Origin of the sequence: Xanthomonas cucurbitae (genome assembly GCF_002939885.1) — a bacterium.
Classification (GTDB): Bacteria; Pseudomonadota; Gammaproteobacteria; order Xanthomonadales; family Xanthomonadaceae; genus Xanthomonas; species Xanthomonas cucurbitae.
The window spans coordinates 112,471-134,268 of record NZ_MDED01000006.1; the positions used below are offsets into that span (position 1 = coordinate 112,471).

14 protein-coding genes are annotated in these 21,798 nt (G+C 65.8%); 7 read left to right on the plus strand and 7 right to left on the minus strand.

The window, feature by feature from the left end:
• Window positions 1–57 precede the first annotated feature (57 nt).
• Window positions 58–2,367, minus strand: a complete 2,310-nt coding sequence (locus XcuCFBP2542_RS05390) for an NADP-dependent malic enzyme (protein ID WP_104602588.1) — start codon at window positions 2,365–2,367, stop codon at window positions 58–60.
• 198 nt (window positions 2,368–2,565) lie between these two features.
• Entirely contained in the window at window positions 2,566–3,912 is a 1,347-nt protein-coding gene (locus XcuCFBP2542_RS05395) for a dicarboxylate/amino acid:cation symporter (RefSeq protein ID WP_104602589.1), read from the minus strand.
• A gap of 280 nt (window positions 3,913–4,192) precedes the next feature.
• On the opposite strand from XcuCFBP2542_RS05395, the gene XcuCFBP2542_RS05400 reads away from it, so the two are divergent.
• Window positions 4,193–5,365, plus strand: a complete 1,173-nt coding sequence (locus XcuCFBP2542_RS05400; RefSeq protein ID WP_104602590.1) for an OprO/OprP family phosphate-selective porin — start codon at window positions 4,193–4,195, stop codon at window positions 5,363–5,365.
• Between the two features lie 157 nt (window positions 5,366–5,522).
• Complete coding sequence (locus XcuCFBP2542_RS05405) at window positions 5,523–8,168, plus strand: hybrid sensor histidine kinase/response regulator (RefSeq protein ID WP_104602591.1); 2,646 nt, start codon at window positions 5,523–5,525, stop codon at window positions 8,166–8,168.
• A gap of 111 nt (window positions 8,169–8,279) precedes the next feature.
• On the opposite strand, the gene XcuCFBP2542_RS05410 is transcribed toward XcuCFBP2542_RS05405, so the two are convergent.
• The 4 genes from XcuCFBP2542_RS05410 to XcuCFBP2542_RS05425 form a co-directional block, all read right to left on the minus strand.
• A complete protein-coding gene (locus XcuCFBP2542_RS05410; protein ID WP_104602614.1) occupies window positions 8,280–8,918 on the minus strand; it encodes a response regulator in 639 nt (212 codons plus the stop codon).
• Between the two features lie 184 nt (window positions 8,919–9,102).
• Window positions 9,103–10,152 carry an ABC transporter substrate-binding protein gene (locus XcuCFBP2542_RS05415; protein WP_104602615.1) on the minus strand — a complete coding sequence of 350 codons (1,050 nt, stop codon included), beginning with the start codon at window positions 10,150–10,152 and terminating at the stop codon, window positions 9,103–9,105.
• A complete protein-coding gene (locus XcuCFBP2542_RS05420) occupies window positions 10,152–11,537 on the minus strand; it encodes a sensor histidine kinase (protein ID WP_104602592.1) in 1,386 nt (461 codons plus the stop codon). Before XcuCFBP2542_RS05420 ends, XcuCFBP2542_RS05415 begins: the two co-directional genes overlap by 1 nt.
• On the minus strand, window positions 11,530–12,231 hold the full coding sequence (locus tag XcuCFBP2542_RS05425; protein WP_104602593.1) for a response regulator transcription factor: 702 nt from the start codon (window positions 12,229–12,231) through the stop codon (window positions 11,530–11,532). The genes XcuCFBP2542_RS05420 and XcuCFBP2542_RS05425 overlap by 8 nt, the downstream gene beginning before the upstream one ends.
• 258 nt (window positions 12,232–12,489) lie before the next feature.
• Between XcuCFBP2542_RS05425 and XcuCFBP2542_RS05430 the strand changes: the two genes are divergently transcribed.
• From XcuCFBP2542_RS05430 to XcuCFBP2542_RS05445, 4 genes are all read left to right on the plus strand, one after another.
• Window positions 12,490–13,683: an OprO/OprP family phosphate-selective porin gene (locus tag XcuCFBP2542_RS05430; protein ID WP_104602594.1), complete on the plus strand. Its 1,194-nt coding sequence runs from the start codon at window positions 12,490–12,492 to the stop codon at window positions 13,681–13,683.
• Between the two features lie 216 nt (window positions 13,684–13,899).
• Entirely contained in the window at window positions 13,900–15,228 is a 1,329-nt protein-coding gene (locus tag XcuCFBP2542_RS05435; protein ID WP_104602595.1) for a CitMHS family transporter, read from the plus strand.
• Window positions 15,229–15,398: 170 nt separating this feature from the next.
• The gene (gene phbB, locus XcuCFBP2542_RS05440) at window positions 15,399–16,139 is read left to right on the plus strand and encodes an acetoacetyl-CoA reductase (RefSeq protein WP_064510408.1); all 741 of its coding nucleotides are present in this window, start codon (window positions 15,399–15,401) and stop codon (window positions 16,137–16,139) included.
• Between the two features lie 240 nt (window positions 16,140–16,379).
• Entirely contained in the window at window positions 16,380–17,411 is a 1,032-nt protein-coding gene (locus tag XcuCFBP2542_RS05445) for a LacI family DNA-binding transcriptional regulator (protein WP_104602596.1), read from the plus strand.
• Between the two features lie 305 nt (window positions 17,412–17,716).
• On the opposite strand, the gene XcuCFBP2542_RS05450 is transcribed toward XcuCFBP2542_RS05445, so the two are convergent.
• Window positions 17,717–19,042, minus strand: a complete 1,326-nt coding sequence (locus XcuCFBP2542_RS05450; RefSeq protein WP_104602597.1) for an MFS transporter — start codon at window positions 19,040–19,042, stop codon at window positions 17,717–17,719.
• Between the two features lie 265 nt (window positions 19,043–19,307).
• Between XcuCFBP2542_RS05450 and XcuCFBP2542_RS05455 the strand changes: the two genes are divergently transcribed.
• Window positions 19,308–21,764, plus strand: a complete 2,457-nt coding sequence (locus tag XcuCFBP2542_RS05455; protein ID WP_170066954.1) for a TonB-dependent receptor — start codon at window positions 19,308–19,310, stop codon at window positions 21,762–21,764.
• Window positions 21,765–21,798 lie beyond the last annotated feature (34 nt).

Consider the following 21,798-nt stretch of genomic DNA (forward strand, 5'->3'; position numbering starts at 1 on the left):
GAAAGCCATCTGCAAAAAACTTATGGCGTGCCCGCGAAAATTTGACCGAGACCTGGCTCAGGCGCCACTCCTGTCGGCAGCCGCTTTTTCCGCGTCGCGCTGCCTGCGGATCTGCGCATCCACCGCGGCGATCGCGGTCATGTTCATCACCCGGCGCGAGGTGGCGCTGGTGGTGAGGATGTGCACCGGCTTGGAGATCCCCATCAGGATCGGGCCGATCGCCACGCCGTCGGTGAACACGCGCACCAGGTTGTAGGCGATGTTGGCCGCTTCCAGGTTCGGCAACACGAACAGGTTCGCGCGCCCTTTGAGTGTGCTGTTGGGCATGATCTGCTTGCGCAACGCCTCGTCCCAGGCGGTGTCGCCCTGCATCTCGCCGTCGATGTTGAGCTCAGGCTTGCGCTTGAGCAGCGCTTCGCGCACCTGGCGCATCTTCAGCGCGTCACGCGAGTCGTGGCTGCCGAAGTTGGAGTGCGACAGCAACGCGATGTTGGGTTCGATGCCGAACAGCTTGAGACGGTACGCCGCCTGCAACGTGGCCTCCACCACCTGCTCCACGGTGGGGTCTTCCTGGACATGCGTGTCCAGGAAGAAGAACACGCCCAGTTGATTGATGACGCCGGTCATCGCCGAGGTGGAGCTGACGCGCGGCTCCAGCGGGATCACGCTGCGCGCGTAACCCAGCTTCTTGTGGAAGCGGCCGACCACGCCCGACAGCATCGCATCGGCTTCGCCACGCGCCACCATCACGGCGGCGATCAGGGTCGGACGCGAGCGCATCAGCTCCTTGGCCGCGGTGACGGTCACGCCACGGCGCTCGGTGAGCGCGTGGTAGTACTGCCAGTAATCGTTGAAGCGGGGGTCGTCGAGGATGTTGGTGATCTCGAAGTCCACGCCAGCGGTCAGGCGCAGGCCCATCCGTTCGATACGTGCCTCGATGACGTCCGGGCGGCCGATCAGGATCGGGAAGGCCAGGCCTTCATCGACCACGTTCTGCACCGCGCGCAGCACCACTTCTTCCTCGCCCTCGGCATACACCACGCGCTGCTTGTCGGCACGCGCACGGTCGTACACCGGCTTCATCATCAGGCTGGTGCGGTAGACGAACTGGCTCAACTGGTCGCGGTAGGCCTCCATGTCGGTGATCGGGCGGGTGGCCACGCCCGAATCCATTGCTGCCTGCGCCACCGCCGAGGACAGCTCGACCAGCAGGCGCGGATCCAGTGGACGCGGAATCAGGTACTCCGGGCCGAAGCTCGGGGTCTCGCCACCGTAGGCGGCGCCCAGGTCGGAGGCTTCGCGTCGCGCCATCGCGGCGATCGCCTTGACGCAGGCGATCTTCATCTCCTCGTTGATGCCAGTGGCACCGGCGTCCAGCGCGCCACGGAACAGGTACGGGAAGCACAGCACGTTGTTGATCTGGTTCGGGTAGTCCGACCGGCCGGTGCCGATGATGCAATCCGGGCGTACCGCCTTGGCCGCTTCCGGGGTGATTTCCGGGTTGGGATTGGCCAACGCGAAGATCACCGGCTGGCGCGCCATGCTGGCGACCATTTCCGGCTTGAGGATGCCCGCAGCCGACAGGCCCAGGAAGATGTCGGCGCCTTCGACGATCTCGTCCAGGGTGCGCTTGTCGGTATCGCGCGCGTAACGCTGCTTGTCCGGGTCCAGATCGGTGCGGCCGGTGTGGATCACCCCGTCGCGGTCCAGCGCCAGGATGTTCTCCGGCTTCAGGCCCAGCGAGACCAGCATGTTGACGCAGGAGATGCCCGCCGCGCCCATGCCGGTGGTGGCCAGCTTGACCTCTTCGATCTTCTTGCCGGTGACCACCAGCGCATTGAGCACGGCGGCACCGACGATGATCGCGGTGCCGTGCTGGTCGTCATGGAACACCGGGATGTTCATGCGCTCGCGCAGCTTGCGCTCGACGATGAAGCATTCCGGCGCCTTGATGTCTTCCAGGTTGATGCCGCCAAAGGTCGGCTCCAGGCTGGCGATGATGTCCACCAGCTTGTCCGGGTCGCTTTCGTTGATTTCGATATCGAACACGTCGATGCCGGCGAACTTTTGGAACAGCACGCCCTTGCCTTCCATCACCGGCTTGGAGGCCAGCGGGCCGATGTTGCCCAGGCCCAGCACGGCGGTGCCGTTGGTGATGACCGCCACCAGGTTGCCGCGGGCGGTGAGCTCGCTGGCCTGGGTGGCGTCCTCGACGATGGCCTCGCAGGCAAACGCCACGCCGGGCGAATACGCCAGCGACAGGTCGCGCTGGGTCAGCATCGGCTTGGTCGCGGTGACTTTGATCTTGCCGGCCGGCTGCTGGCGGTGATAGTCGAGGGCGGCCTGTTTGAAGTCGTCGGTGGACATCGGCTGTGTGGGTCTCGAGGGCGCAGGAGGACTGGATTCTACCCTCCTGCCTGAACAAGGGCCTGTCGCGCAGCTGTCAGCACGGCAGGGAGATCGAATGCTGCAACGCAGCGCACGGGGCGATCCGCTAGCGGGTCAACGCGAAACGGCCCTGCACCCCGCCGGCAACGCCGACGGAGAACAGGGCCGTAGGAAACCTCAGCGTGCGCTGGCCGGGGCGACCACGTCGGTCGCCGCTGGTGGTGCCTGCAGCGGCGGCGAGCCGCCATCCAGCACCTGCTTGAGCTGGTCGCGGTCCAGCGCATTTTCCCAGCGCGACACCACCACCGTGGCCACCGCGTTGCCGATGAAGTTGGTCAGCGAGCGGCATTCGCTCATGAAACGGTCCACGCCCAGGATCAGCGCCATGCCCGCCACCGGTACGTCCGGCACCACCGACAGCGTGGCGGCCAGGGTGATGAAACCGGCACCGGTCACGCCGGCGGCACCTTTGGAGCTGAGCATCGCCACCGCCAGCAGGGTGATCTGCTGGCCCAGGGTCAGGTCCACGTTGGTGGCCTGGGCGATGAATAGCGCCGCCAGGGTCATGTAGATGTTGGTGCCATCCAGGTTGAACGAGTAGCCGGTCGGCACCACCAGGCCCACCACCGACTTTTCGCAGCCGGCCTTTTCCATCTTTTCCATCAGCGAGGGCAGTGCCGATTCCGACGACGAAGTGCCCAGTACCAGCAACAGTTCGGCCTTGAGGTAACGAATCAACTTGAGCACCGAAAACCCGCAAAACCGGCACACCAGACCCAGGATCACCAGCACGAAGAACAGCGAGGTCAGGTAAAACGAACCCACCAGCCAGGCCAGGTTGACCAGCGATTCCACCCCATACTTGCCGATTGTGAAGGCAATCGCACCGAACGCACCGATCGGCGCGGCCTTCATCAGGATGTGCACCAGGCGGAACACCGGCGCGGTCAGCGCCTCCAGGAAGCTCAGCACCGGGCGGCCCCGCTCGCCCACCAGGGCCAGCGCAATGCCGAACAACACCGCCACGAACAGCACCTGCAGGATGTTGCCATCGACGAACGCGCTGATCAGCGTGGCCGGAATGATGTCCATCAGGAAGCCGACCAGGCTCAACTCGTGCGACTTCTGCACGTAGGTGTTGACCGCGCTTTGATCCAGCTCGGCCGGATTGATGTTCATGCCGGCGCCCGGCTGCACCACATGCGCCACCACCATGCCCACCACCAGTGCCAGCGTGGAAAAGAACAGGAAATAGATCATCGCCTTGGCGAAGACCCGGCCGACCGTCTTGAGATGGGTCATACCGGCGATGCCGGTGACGATGGTCAGGAAGATTACCGGGGCGATAATCATCTTCACCAGCTTGATGAAGGCATCGCCCAATGGCTTGAGGCTTTCGGCGAAGGCCGGTTCGAAATGCCCCAACAAGGCGCCAAGGACGATCGCCACCACCACCTGGAAGTACAGCTGGCGGTAGAACGGCACGGACGCCGGCAACGGGCCGGCAGGCTTGCTGATGTGCATGACACCACTCCGGGAGAACGGGAAGGTGCCTGGCAGGCACCCGATGCGGGCATTCTGGCCGCACGCTGTGGGCGTAACCGATAACCCATTGGTACTACGCAGCGCCCGCCCGCCGACTGCTACGGCACTTCAGCCTGGCGGCAGTAGGCCGTTAATTGCATTTAACGCAGACACCGATTCCGCGTGGTTACCCATCGGCCCTGCGCGTTTGCTGAAATCATTCACCGCGCCGGCCATGGCAGGACGCCCCGGCCCCATTCCATTGCCGAAGATCATTCCTATGCGCCTCAATCCGCTCGTTCTGGCCGTGGCGTTCGCCATCGCCCCTGCCGCTGCCAATGCGGCCACTTCCATCGACAACTGGCCGACCCAGTACGCCTTCGGTGATGGCACCGAACTCTCAGTGTCCGGCAACTACCAGTATGACGACAACAACTTCTCCGGCGACGACCGCCTGGAAGACCGCACCGATTTCCGCCGCAAGGAATTCGGTGCCAGCGTGAGGAAGAAGGGCATCTACGATGCCTCGGTGAATTTCGATTTCGAAGCCAAGTTATGGCTGGACGTGTTCTTCCGCTTCGAGACCAAGGCGCTGCTGGGCCAGGATTATGGCCGCGTGCGTCTGGGCTACATGAAGGTACCGGTGGGCCTGGAAGCGGTGCAGAGTTCGCGGGCGGGCAGCTTCATGGAACTGGGCCTGCCGGTGCAGGCCGTGTTCCAGGGCCGCCGGACCGGCGTGGAATGGACGCTGGAACGCCCGCAGTACCTGTTGCAGGCCGGCGCCTACGGCGGCCAGGACCTGCAAGGCGATAACCCTGGCACCACCCAGGCCGTGCATGCGGTCTGGACCCCGCGCAAGGCCGATGGTGACGTGCTGCACCTGGGCATCGCCGGTTCGACGGAGAACCCGCGCGGCTTCACCGATGGCCGTGGTGTCGCATTCGGCCCCAGCGTGCGCTTGCGTGCCCGCCCGGAAGCCGGCCTGACCGACGTCCGGCTGATCGACACCGGCACCATCCTGGACGTGGACCATGTGATCCGCACCGGCCTGGAAGCGGTCTGGATCCATGGCCCGTTCTCGCTGCAGAGCGAGGCCTTGCGTGCCGAAGTGGCGCGTAATCGGGGCCTGCCGCATTTCATCGCGCAGGGCCAGTACGTCTACGGCACCTGGTCGCTCACCGGCGAATCGCGCAGCTATGCCGGCGGCGTGCCGGGCAACCTCAAGCCGACGCATCGCTATGGTGCGGTGGAACTCACCGCCCGTTACAGCCGCCTGAACCTGGAAGACAACAACGTCCATGGCGGGCGTCAGCACGACACCACCATCGGCGCCAACTGGTACCTCACCAGCCATTTCAAGTTCCAGGCCAACTACAGCTGGGTGGATGCCTCGCGCAACGGCGTGCATGTGACTCCGAAGGTGATGGAGCTGCGGGCACAGGTGAATTTCTAGCAAGCACCGAGGCGTCCGCCGCAGACCGCCTGGTTGCTGGTGGCGCCTATCCGATCGCCGGCGCGGTCTCGCCGCGCTGAAGATGTTTCCGACACGGCCGCCCCTGCCCAGGTGCGGCCGTCGTCGTTTGCGGCATGCCTCGGCCATACTTACCGCCATGTACGCCTCGCAACGCCGCCGTCTGCTGCTCACACTGGTCATCGTGCTGGGGGGCATGGTCGTGGCCATGCTCGCGGCCGGGCACTTCGTGCAGCAGAGCGCGCTGCGCGAGGAAAGCACTGCGGTGCGCCGCCAGCTGGGCCTGTATGCGCAGGCACTGCAGCAACGGGTGGATCGCTACCGCACCCTGCCGCAGATCCTGGCGCTGGATGCACAGCTGCGCGCGGCGGTGTCGGGACCGTTATCGCCCGCGCAGGTGGAGCAGCTCAATCGCAAGCTCGAACGCGCCAACAATGTCACCCAGTCGTCCACGCTGACCTTGATCGACCGCAACGGCATCGCGCTGGCGGCAAGCAACTGGCGCGCGGCGCGCAGCAACGTGGGGGTGGACTACGCATTCCGGCCTTATTACCAGCAGGCGCTGGCCAATGGCAGCGGCAACTTCTACGGCATCGGCATGACCACCAGCGAGCCGGGCTATTTCCTGTCGCAGGCCATCGTCGACAACGCCGGCCAGGTGCAGGGCGTGGTGGTCATCAAGATTGCGCTGGCCGCGCTGGAGCGCGAGTGGCTGCAGACGCCGGACATCGTGCTGGCCTCCGATACGCATGACGTGGTGTTCCTGGCCAGTCGCCCCCACTGGCGCTACCGCATGCTGGCACCACTGAGCCCGCGTGACCGCAGCGAACTGCGCAGCACGCGCCAGTACGCCAACCAGGGCCTGCTGCCGCTGCGCAGGCGCCTGATCGAGCAGACCGGCGATGGCGGCATGCTGGTGGATGTGCGCGACCCGCTGCTGGAAGCGCCCGTGCTGTGGCAGACCCTGGAAGTGCCGGAGAGCGGCTGGAACCTGCATCTGCTGCATGACACCCGCACCAGCGGCGCGGCCGGTCGCGCTGCCGCGATCGCCGCCGCCGGGGCCTGGCTGGCGTTGGCGTTGCTGTGGCTGTTCGTGCAACAGCGGCGGCGGCTCTCGGCGCTGCGCCAGCGCAGTCGGCATGAGCTGGAAGCAGTGCTGCAACAGCATGCCGAAGAATTGCGCACCGCCCAGGACGGCGTGGTCACTGCCGCGCAGCAGGCCAATGCCGGCCTGAGCCGCAGCCTGGAACACCTGCCGCAGGGCGTGGTGGTGATCGACGCTGCGCTCACCCTGGTCGCCTGGAATTCGCGCTATGTGGAACTGTTCCGTTTCCCGTCGGAACTGCTCCAGATCGGCCGCCCGATCGAGGACCTGTTCCGCTACAACGCCCGCCGTGGACTGCTCGGACCGGGGCCGATCGAAGCGGCCATCGAGCGACGCCTCAATCACCTGCGCAGCGGCAGGCCGCATATGCGCGAGAGCGAGAAAGAAGACGGCACGGTGCTGGAAATCCGCGGCAATCCGCTGCCCGACGGCGGGTTTGTCACCAGCTACGCCGACATCACCAGCTACAAGAACGCCGCACGCGAACTGCGCTCGCTGGCCGATGCGCTGGAGCACCGCGTGGCCGAGCGCACCCGTGACCTGGCTGCGGCCAAGCGCGAAGCCGAAAGCGCCAATCGCTACAAGACGCGCTTCGTTGCCTCGGCGGTGCACGATCTGCTGCAACCGCTCAACGCCGCGCGCATGTTCGTCTCGGTGCTGCGTGGGCAGCTGCGCGAGGCCGGCAGCGTGCGCGTGGTCGACAACATCGACGGCGCGCTGGCCGCCCAGGATGCCATCCTCAACAGCCTGCTCGACATCTCGCGCCTGGAAGCCGGCAGCCTGAAGACGCAGGTGCACCACTTCGCACTCGCCCCGCTGCTGGAAACCCTGGCGCGCGAATTCGGCATTCTGGCCGGAGACCGCGGCCTGACCCTGGAATGGGTAGCGACCTCGGCAGTGGTGTTGAGCGATGAAACCCTGTTGCGCCGCATCCTGCAGAATTTCCTGTCCAACGCGATCCGCTACACCCCGCGCGGACGTGTGCTGATCGGATGCCGCAGGCACGGCAACGGCGTGCGTATCGAAGTCCACGACCAGGGGCCAGGCATCCCGGAGGCCTTGCAGCACGAAATTTTCGAGGAGTTCCGCCGCCTGGACGATGGCGTGGCCAACGATCGCGGCGCCGGCCTGGGCCTGGCGATCGTCGAACGCATCGGCCGGCTGCTGGGGCACCGCATCGGCCTGCGCTCCACACTCGGTCGCGGCAGCGTGTTTTCGGTCACCCTGCCGTTGGGCGAACGCGCCGCCATCGCCCAGCAGCTGCCGCCAACCAGCATGCTTGCCGAACCCGGCAACGACCCCATCCTGCACGGCTGCCGGGTGTGGTGCGTAGACGACGACCCGCGCGTGTGCGAGGCCACGCGCGCCTTGCTGGAGCGCTGGGAATGCCGGGTGGATTTCGTGGGCGGCCCGGACGCTGCGCTGGCCACCGCCACCGCCGGCGAGGCCCCTGAACTGCTGCTACTGGACGTGCGCATGGGCGCCCACTACGGCCCGATGCTGCTGCCCCAACTGGTCGGGCACTGGCAACGCGAGCCGCGCGTGATCCTGGTCACCGCCGAACCCAGCTCCGCATTGCGCGACCATGCGCGCGAAGCCGGCTGGGGCTTTTTGTCCAAGCCGGTGCGACCGCCGGCGCTGCGCGCACTGGTCACTCAGATGCTGTTGCGGCGGGGCTGACCGCAGCTCCCACGGGGCAGTGGTGGTGGCATTGCGCCAGCCTGCGTGTGTGCCAGGTGCGGCCAAACAGCGTACCGGAGGCACCCGGCGCCGGCCGCCCGGCAAGCTGCCTCAGCCCTCGCCTTCCGGCTCCAAGGCCTTGACCAGCACGGCAGCCTGGGTGCGGCTGTAGCAGTCGAGCTTCTTCAAGATGGCGGTCACGTGCACCTTCACGGTGTTTTCGGCCAGCCCCAGCTCGTGCGCGATCTGCTTGTTGAGCAAGCCGTCGGCCAGGCTCAGCAGCACGCGGAACTGTTGCGGAGTCAATTGCGCCAGCTTGGAGGCCAGTTGCGCATCGGCCTCCGAGCGTTCGGCGGTCATCGGTGGAAACCAGGTGCATCCGTCGAGCACGCTGGCGACCGCCGTGCCGATGGTTTCGGCCGGAGTGGATTTGGGAATGAAGCCGGCCGCGCCGAATTGCTGCGCCCGCCGGATCACCCGCGGGTGATCGTTGGAGGAGATCACCACCACCGGAATGTCCGGGTGTTCGCCGCGCACGTGCAGCAGCGCCGAAAACCCGCGCGCACCCGGCATGGCCAAGTCCAGCAGCACCAGCTCGGCGTGCGGATGCGCACACAGCATCGCACTCAGCGTGGCGGCACTGGAGGCCTCCACCACCTCGGCCTGCGGGAGGGTCTGCCGCAGCACATGGATCACGGCGGCACGAAACAACGGGTGGTCGTCGGCGACGAGAATGGTGGGATCGGCCATGCGCCAAGTCTGGCACAGCGACGCCTCACTGTGCCGCACCGACGCTTGCCCCTGCATGCACGCAGGCGACGGGAGCGCGCGCGGACACCGCCAGAACACACCCGCATGCAGCGCCGGACATCGCGCGGCGGCGCACATTGCCGCTCGCCTCGATCACCATTGCAGCACGAGGTTGCCGCCTGCGCTAGCGCGGTGGCGCCGTACTGGCCAGCCAGGCTTCCAGGAACTGACGGCGCTTGAGCTTATCCAGATACACCAGCAGGCCAGGGCCAAGCGGAATCGGCCGGAACGGCGGTTGCGCCGAACCACCACGACCGCCGGCGGCGGGCAGGATCGGCATCAGCCGCGCTTCGCGCGACAGCACCTGCTGGCCGCGCGGCGACAGCAGATAATCGAGGAACCTGCGCGCCTCCGGCGCGTGCGGTGCGGTCCTGGGAATCACCGCGGTGCGCAGCGCCACCAGCGTGTAGTCCTGCGGCTGCACGATCCCCAGCGGCGCGCCGGCATCGATGCGCGCCTGTGCGTAAGACCCGAGCACGTTGTAGGCCAGCAACAACTCGCCGCGGCTGACGAGATCAAGCAAGGTGCCGGTGCGCTCTTCCAGCCTGACCTGGTTCGCCCCCAGCGCGGCCAGCAGCGCGCCGGCAATGCTGCCCACCTGGCCGTCCTGGGTGGCGAACAAATAGCCCACGCCACTGCGCCCCACATCGTAGGTACCCACCTTGCCGCGCAATGGCGCGTCGGCTGCGCGCAGCAATGCCAGCAACTGCCGCCGTGTGCGCGGCACCCGCGCGGGATCGAGCTTGCGCGTATTGTAAACGATGGCGACCGGCTCGTAGCTGATGCCAAACACTTCGTGCCGCCATTGCGCCCAGGCCGGCAATGCCTCGGTCTGCGCAGAACGGTGCGCCAATGCGTGGCCATCGTTCACCAGCTTGGTCTGCAGATCCATGCTGGCACTGATCAGCATGTCCGCCTGGATCGCGTTTCCGCCCGGGTGCAGGTAGTGATCGTAGATGTCCCAGGCAATCACGTCCTCGTACACCACTTCGGTGGTGGGATGCAGGCGCTGGTAGTCCTGGATCACCGCCGCAAACACCTCCAGGTCGGTGGAGCCCTGCACGCGCAGCTGCGCCTGTGCGGCACCGCGTGCCGGAAACCGCCGCACTTCGCCCGGCGCCGCAGCGGCAACACCTTGCAGCAGCAATAACACCAGTAGCCATGCCGCACGCATCATGCGGTTCCTCCAGGGAAATGCAGCGAGGCGATCAGGCCGCCGCCGATCCGGTTGGCCAGATCGATGCGTCCGCCATGCGCCTGCACCACGCGCTTGACGATGGCCAGTCCCAGCCCGGCGCCGCCGGCAGGTGCATCCGGACCGCGCACGAACCGCTCGAACACACGCTCGGCTTCGGCGGCCGGGATGCCGGGGCCATGGTCGGCGATGGTGAGCACGTGCTGATATCCGTCGCTGGTCAGTGCCACCTGCAGCGGTGCGCCAGCGCCGTACTTGCAGGCGTTGTCGATCAGGTTCTTGAGCGCTTCGCGTAGCAGCAGCGCATCGCCGCGCAACAGCGCCGGTTGCGGGTCGATGGCCAGTTGCACGCGCGGTGCGCCCTCGCTGCGCGGCAAGGCCTCGTGCAGCGCCTGGTGCAGTACTTCGGCCAGATCCACGGTGGCGAAGCGCTGCAGGTTGGCGCGATGGATCACGCTGGCATCGCTGAGCAACTGGTTGAGCAAGCGGCTCATGTGGCTGGCATTGCGCTCGATCGCGGCCAGGCTGCGCTGCATCTCGCGCGGGTCGTCGTCGTCCATGGCCAGCTGCGCCTGCGCACGCAAGGCGGCCAGCGGCGTGCGCATCTGGTGCGCGGCTTCGGCCATGAACGCACGCAAGGTCTCGTTGCTGGACGACAGCCGTGCCATGAAGCGATTGAGCGCGGTCACCATCAGCTGCATTTCCTGCGGTGCCGGCACGCTCAGGGGCTTGAGGTCGGACGGCTCGCGCCGCGACAGATCGCGCTCGATCCGCTGCAACGGCCGCAACGCGCGGTACACGCCCAACCACACCAGGCCCAGCGCCAGCAGTGACAACACCCCGATCGCGATCAAGGCATTGAGCACCACATCGCGCGCCACCGCATCGCGCGCACGCCGGGTCTGGCCGACCTGCACGCGCACCTCGCCCTGCTCGGAAGCCGAAGCCACCCGATTCATCACCACCGCAAAGCGCACCGGCTCGCCGCTGTACTGCGCATCGAACAACACCGGCCGCTTATCGCTGGGTACCTGCGCCGGCATCGGCAAGCTGTCCTCGCCGGTGATGGTGCGGCCCTGCGCGTCGAAGACGCGATAGAACACGCGATCTTCCGGCGCCATGCCGAGCAGGTCCAACGAGGCATACGGCAGATCCACCTGCCAGTGGCCGCCGACCAATGCCACGCTGTCGACGATGGACAGTGCCGAGGACACCAGCAGGTGGTCATAGGAACGATTGGCCGCGCGCTCGCCGTAGTCGCGCGCGGCAAAGAACAGCACCACCGCGCCCAGCAGCGACAGGCTGCCCAGGTACAGCAGCAAGGTGCGCCGGATCGACGGCGCCACCATCAGCGGCTCAGCCATCGCTACCCGGCTCCACCGGTGCATGCGGGTCGGCTGCTTCCAGCTTGTAGCCGGCGCCACGCACGGTGACGATGCGCAGCGGCGCGCTTGCCAGCTTGCGCCGCAGGCGGCCGACATACAGCTCGATCGCGTTCGGCCCGGCATCGTCGTCAAAACCGAACAGGCCGTTGCCGATCTCGTCCTTGCCCACTACCTGGCCCAAGCGCCCGATCAGGATTTCCAGCAAGCGGTATTCGCGGTTGGGCAATTCGATCGGCGTGCCGTCGAGCATCAACGTGTGTGCGGCGTTATCGAACACGAATCCGCCGATCTGCACCACCTCGCTGGCTTGGCCGCGATTACGCCGTAGCAGCACGCGGCAGCGCGCTTCGAACTCGCGGAAATCGAACGGCTTGCCCAGGTAATCATCAGCGCCGACATCCAGCGCCTGCACACGGTCTTCGATGCCATCGCGCGCGGTCAGCATCAGCACCGGCGTGGAGTCGCCACGCTCGCGCATCCCGGCCAGCACGCGCAATCCGTCGAGTTTTGGCAGGCCGATATCCAGCACCACCAGATCGAAGCTCTGATACCGCAACACGCTCGCCGCGGCCAACCCATCCGCCTGCCAATCCACCGCATGCCCGCTACGACGCATCCGCCGCACGATGGCATCGGCGAGGTCGGCATTGTCTTCGACTAGCAGCAGGCGCATGAATGGGGAATCGGGAATGGGGAATCGGAACGGCGATGGGTCGCGGCCGGAAGGTAACAGGCCCGGCGAATAAAAGCTTCTACGCCCCGACAATTCCGCTGCCCCAATCCCGCTCTTGCGATTCCCCATTCCCGATTCCCCATTCCCCCCCAACGACAGGTCCATGACAGCTTCCCGGGACTAGGCTGCTGCCAACGCGCCGCGGCGGTCTGTGCGGTAAATCGCTGAACGTGATCCACACATGTCCCTGGAGAGTCTGTGAGCAACGACACCTTGCGCCTGCGTGCCTTCACTGTCTGTGCTGCACTCTGCCTGGCACCGGCGGCACATGCGGCCGATGACGAAGGGCCGGTCACTGCCGAACTGGGTGGGCGTCTCCATTGGGATTTCACCGTATTCGATAACGACGAACGCGGTGCACCCGAGCGCAACGACACCCAGGTCCGCCGTGCCTGGCTGGATGTGGCCGGCAAGTTCTACGGCTTCAACTACAAGGCCGAAGCAGAATTCGCCGGCCTGCAGTACGAACCCGGAAGCCGCGGCATCCTGGCGCGCGATGTCTATCTCGCCAAGAAGTTCGCGGCCGGCACGCTGACCGTGGGGCAGTTCAAGCAGTACTTCTCGCTGGACGACCGCACCGGCTCCAACTACGGTCCGTTCCTGGAACGCGGCTATGCGGCCACCACGCTGGCGCCGATCTACCGCAAGGCGATCTCCTGGCAGGCCAATCGCCCGGATGCCACCTGGTCCACGGCGCTCTACAGCCTGGAAAGCATCGACAACTCGGCCACCAAGGGTGGCGCACTGGGCACGCGCCTGACCTTCGCACCGGAAATGGGCCAGGCGCGCCTGCGCCATCTGGGTGTCTCCCTGGCGCACGAGCGCTACGCGCGTCCCGGCAGCGCCGGCACCGCACCGCTGCTGATCCGCCCGCGGCCGGAAAACGATCTGGCCAACAACAGCCGCATCACCCTGGCGCGGTTTGCCGATGGCCGCGATACCGATTTCGACAAGTGGTCGCTGGAATATGCCGAAGTGCTCGGCCCATGGTCGTGGCAGAGCGAATTCAGCGGCGGCCTGCTCGACGATGGCAGCCAGCATGCCAAGGTGCTGGCCAGCTATGGCCTGGTCAGCTGGTTCGTCACCGGCGAATCGCGCGGCTACGACCGCAAGACCGGCCGCTTCAGCCGCATCGCCACGCCCAATCATCGCCGTGGCGCGTTCGAACTGGCCTTGCGTTACGACTACATGCGCGGCGACCAGCACATGGATGGCCAGCCCAACTTCATCGATGCCAGCACGCAATCGTGGACGCTGGGCGGCAACTGGTATTTCAAGCCGAACCTGCGCGTGATGCTCAACGTCATCGACAGCCGCAACCGCGATCGCACCATGGATGCGGTGGTGGACCACACGCTGGCGGTGACCGGCCGCTTCCAGTACGACTTCTGATGCACCGCACTGTCGCGCCAACGGTCAACGTAACAGCTGCATGGCGCATGTTCATGCGGCCACGACGCCGCTCCTGCGGCGAGGCGATGCGTCTTCAACACGCAGACGCACGCGTACTGCCCTGCGCACCTATCCATCCGTCTCGCCATCGCCGCGCGCCCCGCGCTTCGATGGGTTTCATCCTCCCCTGTTGCACGCCCCAAAGGATTCGCCCGCATGCTGACCGCGCTCGGTTTCGGAATGGTGATGACCTTCATGTACCTCATCATGAGCAAGCGGCTGTCGCCCTTGGTGGCGCTGATTACGGTGCCGATCGTGTTCGCGTTGCTGGGCGGCTTCGGTACCGGCATCAACGAGATGATGCTCGACGGCATCAAGAAGATCGCGCCCACCGGCGTGATGCTGATGTTCGCCATCCTCTACTTCGGAGTGATGATCGATGCCGGCCTGTTCGACCCGCTGGTCGGGCGCATCCTGCGCCTGGTCAAAGGCGACCCGCTTAAGATTGTGATGGGCACGGCGATCCTGGCGATGCTGATCTCGCTGGACGGTGACGGCTCCACCACCTACATGATTACCGTCTCGGCGATGCTGCCGCTGTACCAGCGCCTGGGCATGAACGCGCTCAACATGACCTGCGTGACCATCCTCGCTGGTGGCGTGATGAACCTGACCCCATGGGGTGGCCCCACCGCGCGCGCCGCCACCGCCCTGCACGTGGATCCGGCCGATGTGTTCGTGCCGCTGGTGCCGGCCATGCTGTTGGCCATTGCCGGCATCCTTGTGCTGGCGTGGTGGCTGGGCATGCGCGAGCGCCGACGCCTGGGCGTGGTGCGCCTACCGGCCGATGGCAATTGGCTGGAGACCAGCCTGCCCGATGACAACGACGCATTGCCGCGCGTGGAAGACACCGACGACATCAAGCGCCCCAAGCTGCTGTGGGTGAACCTGGTGCTGACCCTGGCGTTGATGGCCGCACTGGTGGTGGGCGTGCTGCCGATGCCGGTGTTGTTCATGATCGGCTTTGCGCTGGCGCTGATGATTAACTATCCCAATCTGGCCGAACAACGCCGTCGCTTGGTCAACCATGCCGGCAACGTGCTGTCGGTTGTGTCGCTGATTTTTGCCGCCGGCATCTTCACCGGCATCCTGTCCAACACCGGCATGGTGGAGGCCATGTCGCGCAGCTTCCTGGCGGTGATTCCCGATAGCTGGGGGCCGTACCTGGCAGTCATCACCGCCATCGTCAGCATGCCGTTTACGTTCTTCATGTCCAACGACGCGTTCTATTTCGGCGTGCTGCCCATCCTGTCCGAAGCCGCCGGCCACTACGGCATCACCCCGGTGGAAATGGCGCGCGCCTCGCTGGCCGGCCAGCCGGTGCATCTGCTCAGCCCCCTGGTGCCATCGACCTACTTGTTGGTCGGCCTGGCCAAGGTGGATTTCGCCGACCACCAACGCTTCACGCTGAAGTGGGCGGTGCTGATCTCGCTGCTGATGCTGGGCGGCGGGTTGGTGTTTGGTCTCTTCCCGTTGGCGCGCTGACCGCTGCCGGGAATGGCGAGTCGGGAATCGGGAATCGTAAGAGCGGCGCCGTGCGGCCGTTTCGATTCTTGACTTCCACGTAGAAGAAAAGAAACCGCAAAAGCGGCTCTTGCTCTACCGATTCCCCACTCCCGATTCCCCATTCCCAAACTCCGAAGGAGTTAAAACAAATGACTCTCCGCATTGCATACGTCACCAGCGGCATGGGCAGTGTCGGTACCGCGATCTGCCAGAAGCTGGCGCGCAGCGGGCATACCGTGGTGGCCGGTTGCGGCCCCAATTCGCCGCGCAAATCAGCCTGGCTGCGCGAGCAGCGCGAGCAGGGCTTTGATTTCGTGGCGTCCGAGGGCAATGCCGCCGATTGGGATTCCACCGTCGCCGCATTCGCCAAGGTCAAGGCCGAAGTGGGCGAGATCGATGTGCTGGTCAATAACGCCGGCGGTAGCCGCGACACCTTGTTCCGTCAGATGAGCCGCGACGACTGGAATGCGGTGATCGCCAGCAACCTGCATTCGCTGTTCAACATCACCAAGCAGGTGGTCGACGGCATGACCTCGCGCGGGTGGGGGCGCATCGTCAACATCGGTTCGGTCAGCGCGCACAAGGGCCAGATCGGGCAGATCAATTTTGCCACCGCCAAGGCGGCCATGCATGGCTTCAGCCGCGCACTGGCGCAGGAAGTCGCCTCGCGCGGGGTCACCGTCAACACCATTTCGCCCGGCTATATCGCCAGCGCCTCGATCAGCAGCTTTCCACCGGATGTGCTCGACCGCCTGGCCACCTCGGTGCCGGTACGCCGCCTGGGCAAGCCCTCGGAAGTGGCCGGCCTGTGCGCCTGGCTGGCGTCTGACGATGCGGCCTATGTCACCGGTGCCGACTACGCGGTCAACGGCGGCCTCTACATGGGTTGAGCGGGCGCGCGACCCACGGCCGTTGCGCTGCACGCACAGCACGCTCTCGCCGCGCACGGCTGCAGGTTCCGCTGCCCGCCTGCCCCGCACCTCCGGCGCTCGATCTACGGCAGCGTCCACACGGCTAGAAGATCCGGGCGCGTATGCGCCCTGCCCGCGCGCACAAGCGGCCGCCACTGCGCGAACGACCCGCCTGCAATGCGAACTGATTACACTCTGGCTTTTCCGCAGTGCGCTGCCATGGCCAAACCTTCAGAACGCACCCCGCCCAATGCACGCCCGCAGATGGCCGACATCGCGCGCATGGCGGGTGTGTCCGAGTCCACCGTGTCGCGTGCCTTGGCCGGCAGCCCGGTGGTGGCCGAGCGGACCCGCGCCTACATCAAGCAGATCGCCGCCGATGCCGGCTACCAGGTCGACCCGGTCGCGCGCAGCCTACGTGCCAAGCGCTCCAACACGGTAAGCGTGGCGGTGCCGCTGATGCATGCGCTGGATCAACCGCTGTCCGATCCGTTCCTGATGACCATGCTGGCGCTGCTGGCCGAAGAACTCACCGGCCGCGGCTACAGCATGCTGCTATCCAAGCTGGACCGGCACCAGGATGGCTGGGTGGAACAGCTCGCACGCGGCAACCGCTCCGATGGGGTGATCGTGCTGGGGCAAAGTTCCGAACACACCGCGCTGGACCAGGCCGCACGCGACGGCCTGCCGATGGCGGTGTGGGGCAGCCGCATCGATGGGCAGTCGTACATCAGCGTAGGCAGCGACAACTTCCAGGGCGGCGCCCTTGCCACCGAACACCTGATCGCCAGCGGCCGCCAGCGCATCGCCTTCCTTGGCGATGACCAGCTGCCCGAGGTGGCGCCGCGCTTTGCCGGCTACCGTCATGCGCTGGAACAGCATGGGCTGGAGTTCGACACCCGGCTGCATGCGCGCAGCCATTTCGTCAGCGAAGATGCCTACCGCCTCACCCGCGCCATGCTCAAGAAGACCGACCCGCCGGATGGCCTGTTCGCCGCTTCCGACGTGATTGCCGTGGGCGCCATCCGCGCCCTGGTCGAGGCCGGCCACCGCGTGCCGCAGGACATCTCGCTGGTGGGCTTCGACGACATCCCGCTGGCCGCCTACAGCCAGCCGCCGCTGACCACGGTGCGGCAGGATCTGAGCCTGGCCGCGCGCCTGCTGGTAGACCGACTGTTGGCGCTGATCGCAGGCGAAGCAGTGGAATCGGTTGAAATGCCGGTGAAGCTGGTGGTGCGCGAGTCGGCGTGAGGCTGGAATCGGGAATCGGGAATCGGGAATCGGGAATCGGGAATTGGAAATCGGATTGCTGATTGCTGATTGCTGATTGCTGATTGCTGATTGCTGATTGGGATTGCGGATTGCGGATTGCGGATCGCGGCTTCGGAGATACCAGCCGGCAGCCCGCTTCCTTCTCCCGCCTGCGGGAGAAGGTGCCCGAAGGGCGGATGAGGGGGACGGGCGGCCAGTCGGTCCACCGTATTCGCCAACCCAGGCAACCCGGCAGGCATGCACGTCTCGCATCTTCGGCAGCCGGCGATGTCAGCCAGGTATTCCTACGAGTCTGCCAAGATCACTTTCGACTTGCGGATGCGCACGCACAGCATCGCCACCGCCGCGGCCAGCATCAGCGCCCCAGCCAGGCGGATCACATTACGTGGGTCGCCGTGCAATAACCGGTCGTAATACAGCGGCAGGGTGACGATCTGGATCAGCATCGGCAGCACGATGAACAGATTGAACAGACCCATGTACACGCCGGTGCGCTCGGGTGGAAGGCTGTCGGCCAGCATCAGGTAGGGGTTGCCCATCATGCTGGCCCAGGCAAGGCCAATGCCGATCATCGGCAGCAGCAGGAGCCAGCGGTTTTCGATGCCCGGCAGCATCCACATGCCGATGCCTGCCGCCAGCAGGCACGCGGCATGCGTGACCTTGGGACCGAAACGGCGGACCACTGGCACCATCGCAAAGGCCGCCAGGAACGCGACGAAATTGTAGAAACCACCGATCTGCCCGTTGACCAGGCCCGCCTCACGGAAACCGTGCGAGCTGGCGTCGGTGGTACCGAACAAGGTGGTCGACAGCGACAGCACGATGTATTGCCAGTAGCAGAAGATCGCATACCACTGGAACAGCATCACCGGCGCCAGCTGGCGCATGGTCGGCGGCATGTCGCGCAACGCACCGCCGATCTCGCGCACCACCGCACCCAGGCCGGCACCGCGCTCGCGCATGCGCGCAATCTCGGCCGGCGGGATGACCGGCTCGCGCACGCTGCGCGCGGTGAGCAGGATGGAGGCGGCTGAGAACCCCGCGCCGATCACGAACGCGGCGATGGTGACGTACGGAATATGGTGCGCATTGGCGGCGTCCTGGTTCATGCCCATCCACACCAGCACGGGCGGAGTGAGATACGCCAGCGTCTGCGCCAGCCCGGTGAACGCACTCTGGGTGAGATAGCCCAACGGCCGCTGCGGCGGCGCCAGCACGTCGCTGACCAACGCACGGTAAGGCTCCATCGCCACGTTGTTGGCCGCATCCAGCACCCAGAGCAGGCATACCGCCATCCACAGCGCGGTACTGAACGGCATCGCCAGCAGGCACAGGCTGCACACCAACGCGCCCAGCACCATGTACGGCATGCGCCGGCCCCAGCGGGTCACCGAGCGGTCGCTCCAGGCGCCCACGAACGGCTGCAACACCAGCCCGGTGATCGGCCCGGCCAGCCACAGGTAGGGCAGGCTGGCGTGGTCGGCGCCCAGGTAGTTGTAGATCGGGCTCATGTTGCTCTGCTGCAGCCCGAAGCTGTACTGCACGCCGAAGAAGCCGGCATTGAGTGCCAGGATGCGCGCGAAGGAGAACGGAGACGCGGTCGACGACATGTAGAACCCTGGGCATCGGTGCGGCACCCGATGGCCACAGCGTACTGTACCCTGCGGCTTATACAATCGATTGTAACGCTGCATTGCAACAGATCTTACGGATTTAATGGACACTGTAAAAATGCCTTTCAATGCTGCATTGCAGGATTGCAATCGATTGTAGTCCGGCGTACTACTGTGCTCGCACTGCAGGCCACACGACCAGCCCCTGGGAGGGGACGCTGCAGGCGTCGGCAGACCACAACTTGTGAGAGAGAGAATCGCGATGTCCACCTTGCATACCCTGCGCCTGCATGCCCTGGCCTGCGCGGTCGCCTCCTGCTTGTGCGCGCCCGCCGCGCTGGCACAGAACACGCCCGCCGCCCCGCCCGCCACACCGCCTGCTGCCGACAGTGCTGCGGTCAATCTGGACGCGGTGTTCGTCACCGGCACCTCAACAGCCACCACCAAGTTGAAATCCAGCGTCTCGGTCAGCACCGTCGGCGCCGAGGCCATCGAACAGTCGGCGCCGCGCAGCACCGCCGAAATCTTCCGCAACATCCCAGGCATCCGCTCCGAGTCCAGCGGCGGCGAAGGCAATGCCAACATCGCCGTGCGCGGCCTCCCCGTCGCATCCGGCGGTGCCAAGTTCCTGCAATTGCAGGAAGACGGCCTGCCGGTGATGGAGTTCGGCGACATCGCCTTCGGCAACGCCGACATCTTCCTGCGCTCGGATTTCACCCTGGACCGCATCGAGGCGATTCGTGGCGGCTCGGCCTCGACGTTCACCAGCAATGCGCCCGGCGGCATCATCAACTTCATCAGCAAGACCGGCGACACCGAAGGCGGCAGCGTCGGCATCAGTCGCGGCCTGGACTACGACAACACCCGCATCGACTTCAATTACGGCGCGCCGTTTGCCGAGCAGTGGCAGTTCAACATCGGCGGCTTCTTCCGCCAGGGCGATGGCGTGCGCGATGCCGGCTACACCACCGACAAGGGTGGCCAGCTCAAGGCCAACCTCACCCGCCTGTTCGACAACGGCTACGTACGCCTGTACGGCAAATACCTCAACGACCGCGCCGCCGGCTACCTGCCGGTGCCCACCTCCGTGCGCGGCCGCGATGGCGCGCCGGACCTGGGTGGTTTCCCCGGCTTCGATCCCGGCAACGACACCCTGTACAGCCGCAATTTCCGCACTGATGTGGGGCTGGACGGCAACAACCGGGCACGCCGCACCGACCTGGGCGATGGCATGCATCCGATCTCGCGCACCATCGGTGCCGAAGCCTGGTTCGACCTGGGCAACGGCTGGAACCTGAGCGAGAAATTCCGCGTCGCCGACAATAGCGGCCGCTTCGTCAGCCCGTTCCCGGCCGAAGTCACCGATGCCGCATCGCTGGCATCGTCCATCGGCGGCGCCGGCGCGCAGCTGGTGGAAGCTGGTGGCCCCAATGCCGGCCAGGCCTACACCGGCAACGCCATCCGCACCCATCTGTTCAATGTCGCCATCAACGACCTGGGTAACGTCACCAACGACCTCAGTGTCTCGCGCGAGTTCGGTGGCGACGGCCGCACCCTCAACCTGCGCGCCGGCTACTACAGCTCGCGCCAGACCATCGATATGGACTGGACCTGGAACTCCTACGTGCAGAGCCTGGGCCGCGATTCGCGCCTGCTCAACGTGGTCGACGCCGGCGGCGTGTCGCGCTCGCAGAACGGCCTGTACGCCTATGGCACACCGTTCTGGGGCGACTGCTGCATCACCCGCAGCTACGACGTGCGCTACGACGTCAATGCACCATATGTGGCACTGACCTTCGACAGCGGCAAGTTCAGCATCGACGGCAGCCTGCGTTACGACATGGGCGATGCGCGCGGCAGCTACAACGGCACCGCCATTGCACAAAACCTGGACGTCAACGGCGATGGCGTCATCCAGCCGGTGGAACAACGCGTGGCCACCGTGGACACCGTCAACGCACGGCCGGTGGACTACGACTGGAACTACCTGTCGTATTCGCTGGGCACCAATTACCTGATCAACGACGACCTGGGCGCATTTGCACGCATCAGCCGCGGCGCACGCGCCAACGCAGACCGGTTGTTGTTCGGCGTGGTGCGCGACGACGGCTCGGTATCGTCCGATGAAGGCGTCAACGTGGTACGCCAGGCCGAAGCCGGCCTGAAGTGGCGCCGCGATGGATTGAGCCTGTTCGCCACCGCGTTCTCCGCACGTACCCAGGAGCAAAACTTCGAAGTCACCAGCCAGCGCTTCTTCAACCGGAGCTACCAAGCACACGGCGTGGAGCTGGAAGCCAGCTACCGCTACGAAGGCTTCACCGTCAACGGCGGCCTGACCTGGACCGATGCAGAAATCTCCCGCGACCAGATCACCCCGGAAAACACCGGCAATGTGCCGCGTCGCCAAGCCGATGTGGTGTGGCAGCTCACGCCCAGCTACCGCGGCGACGGCTACCAGTTCGGCGTGAACCTGATCGGTACCACCGACGCCTACACCCAGGATTCCAACCAGTTGAAGATGCCGGGCTATACGCAGGTGAACCTGTTCGGCGACTACCGCGTGACCGACGCGCTCACCGTGGCGCTCAATGTCAACAACCTGTTCAACACCTTTGGCCTGACCGAAGCCGAAGAAGCCACGATTCCGGCCAACGGCATCATCCGCGCGCGCTCGATCGCCGGCCGTACCACCAGCATCAGCCTGCGTTACGACTTCTAAGGACCCCGTGCCGGGCGCTGCCCGGCCGCTGCCA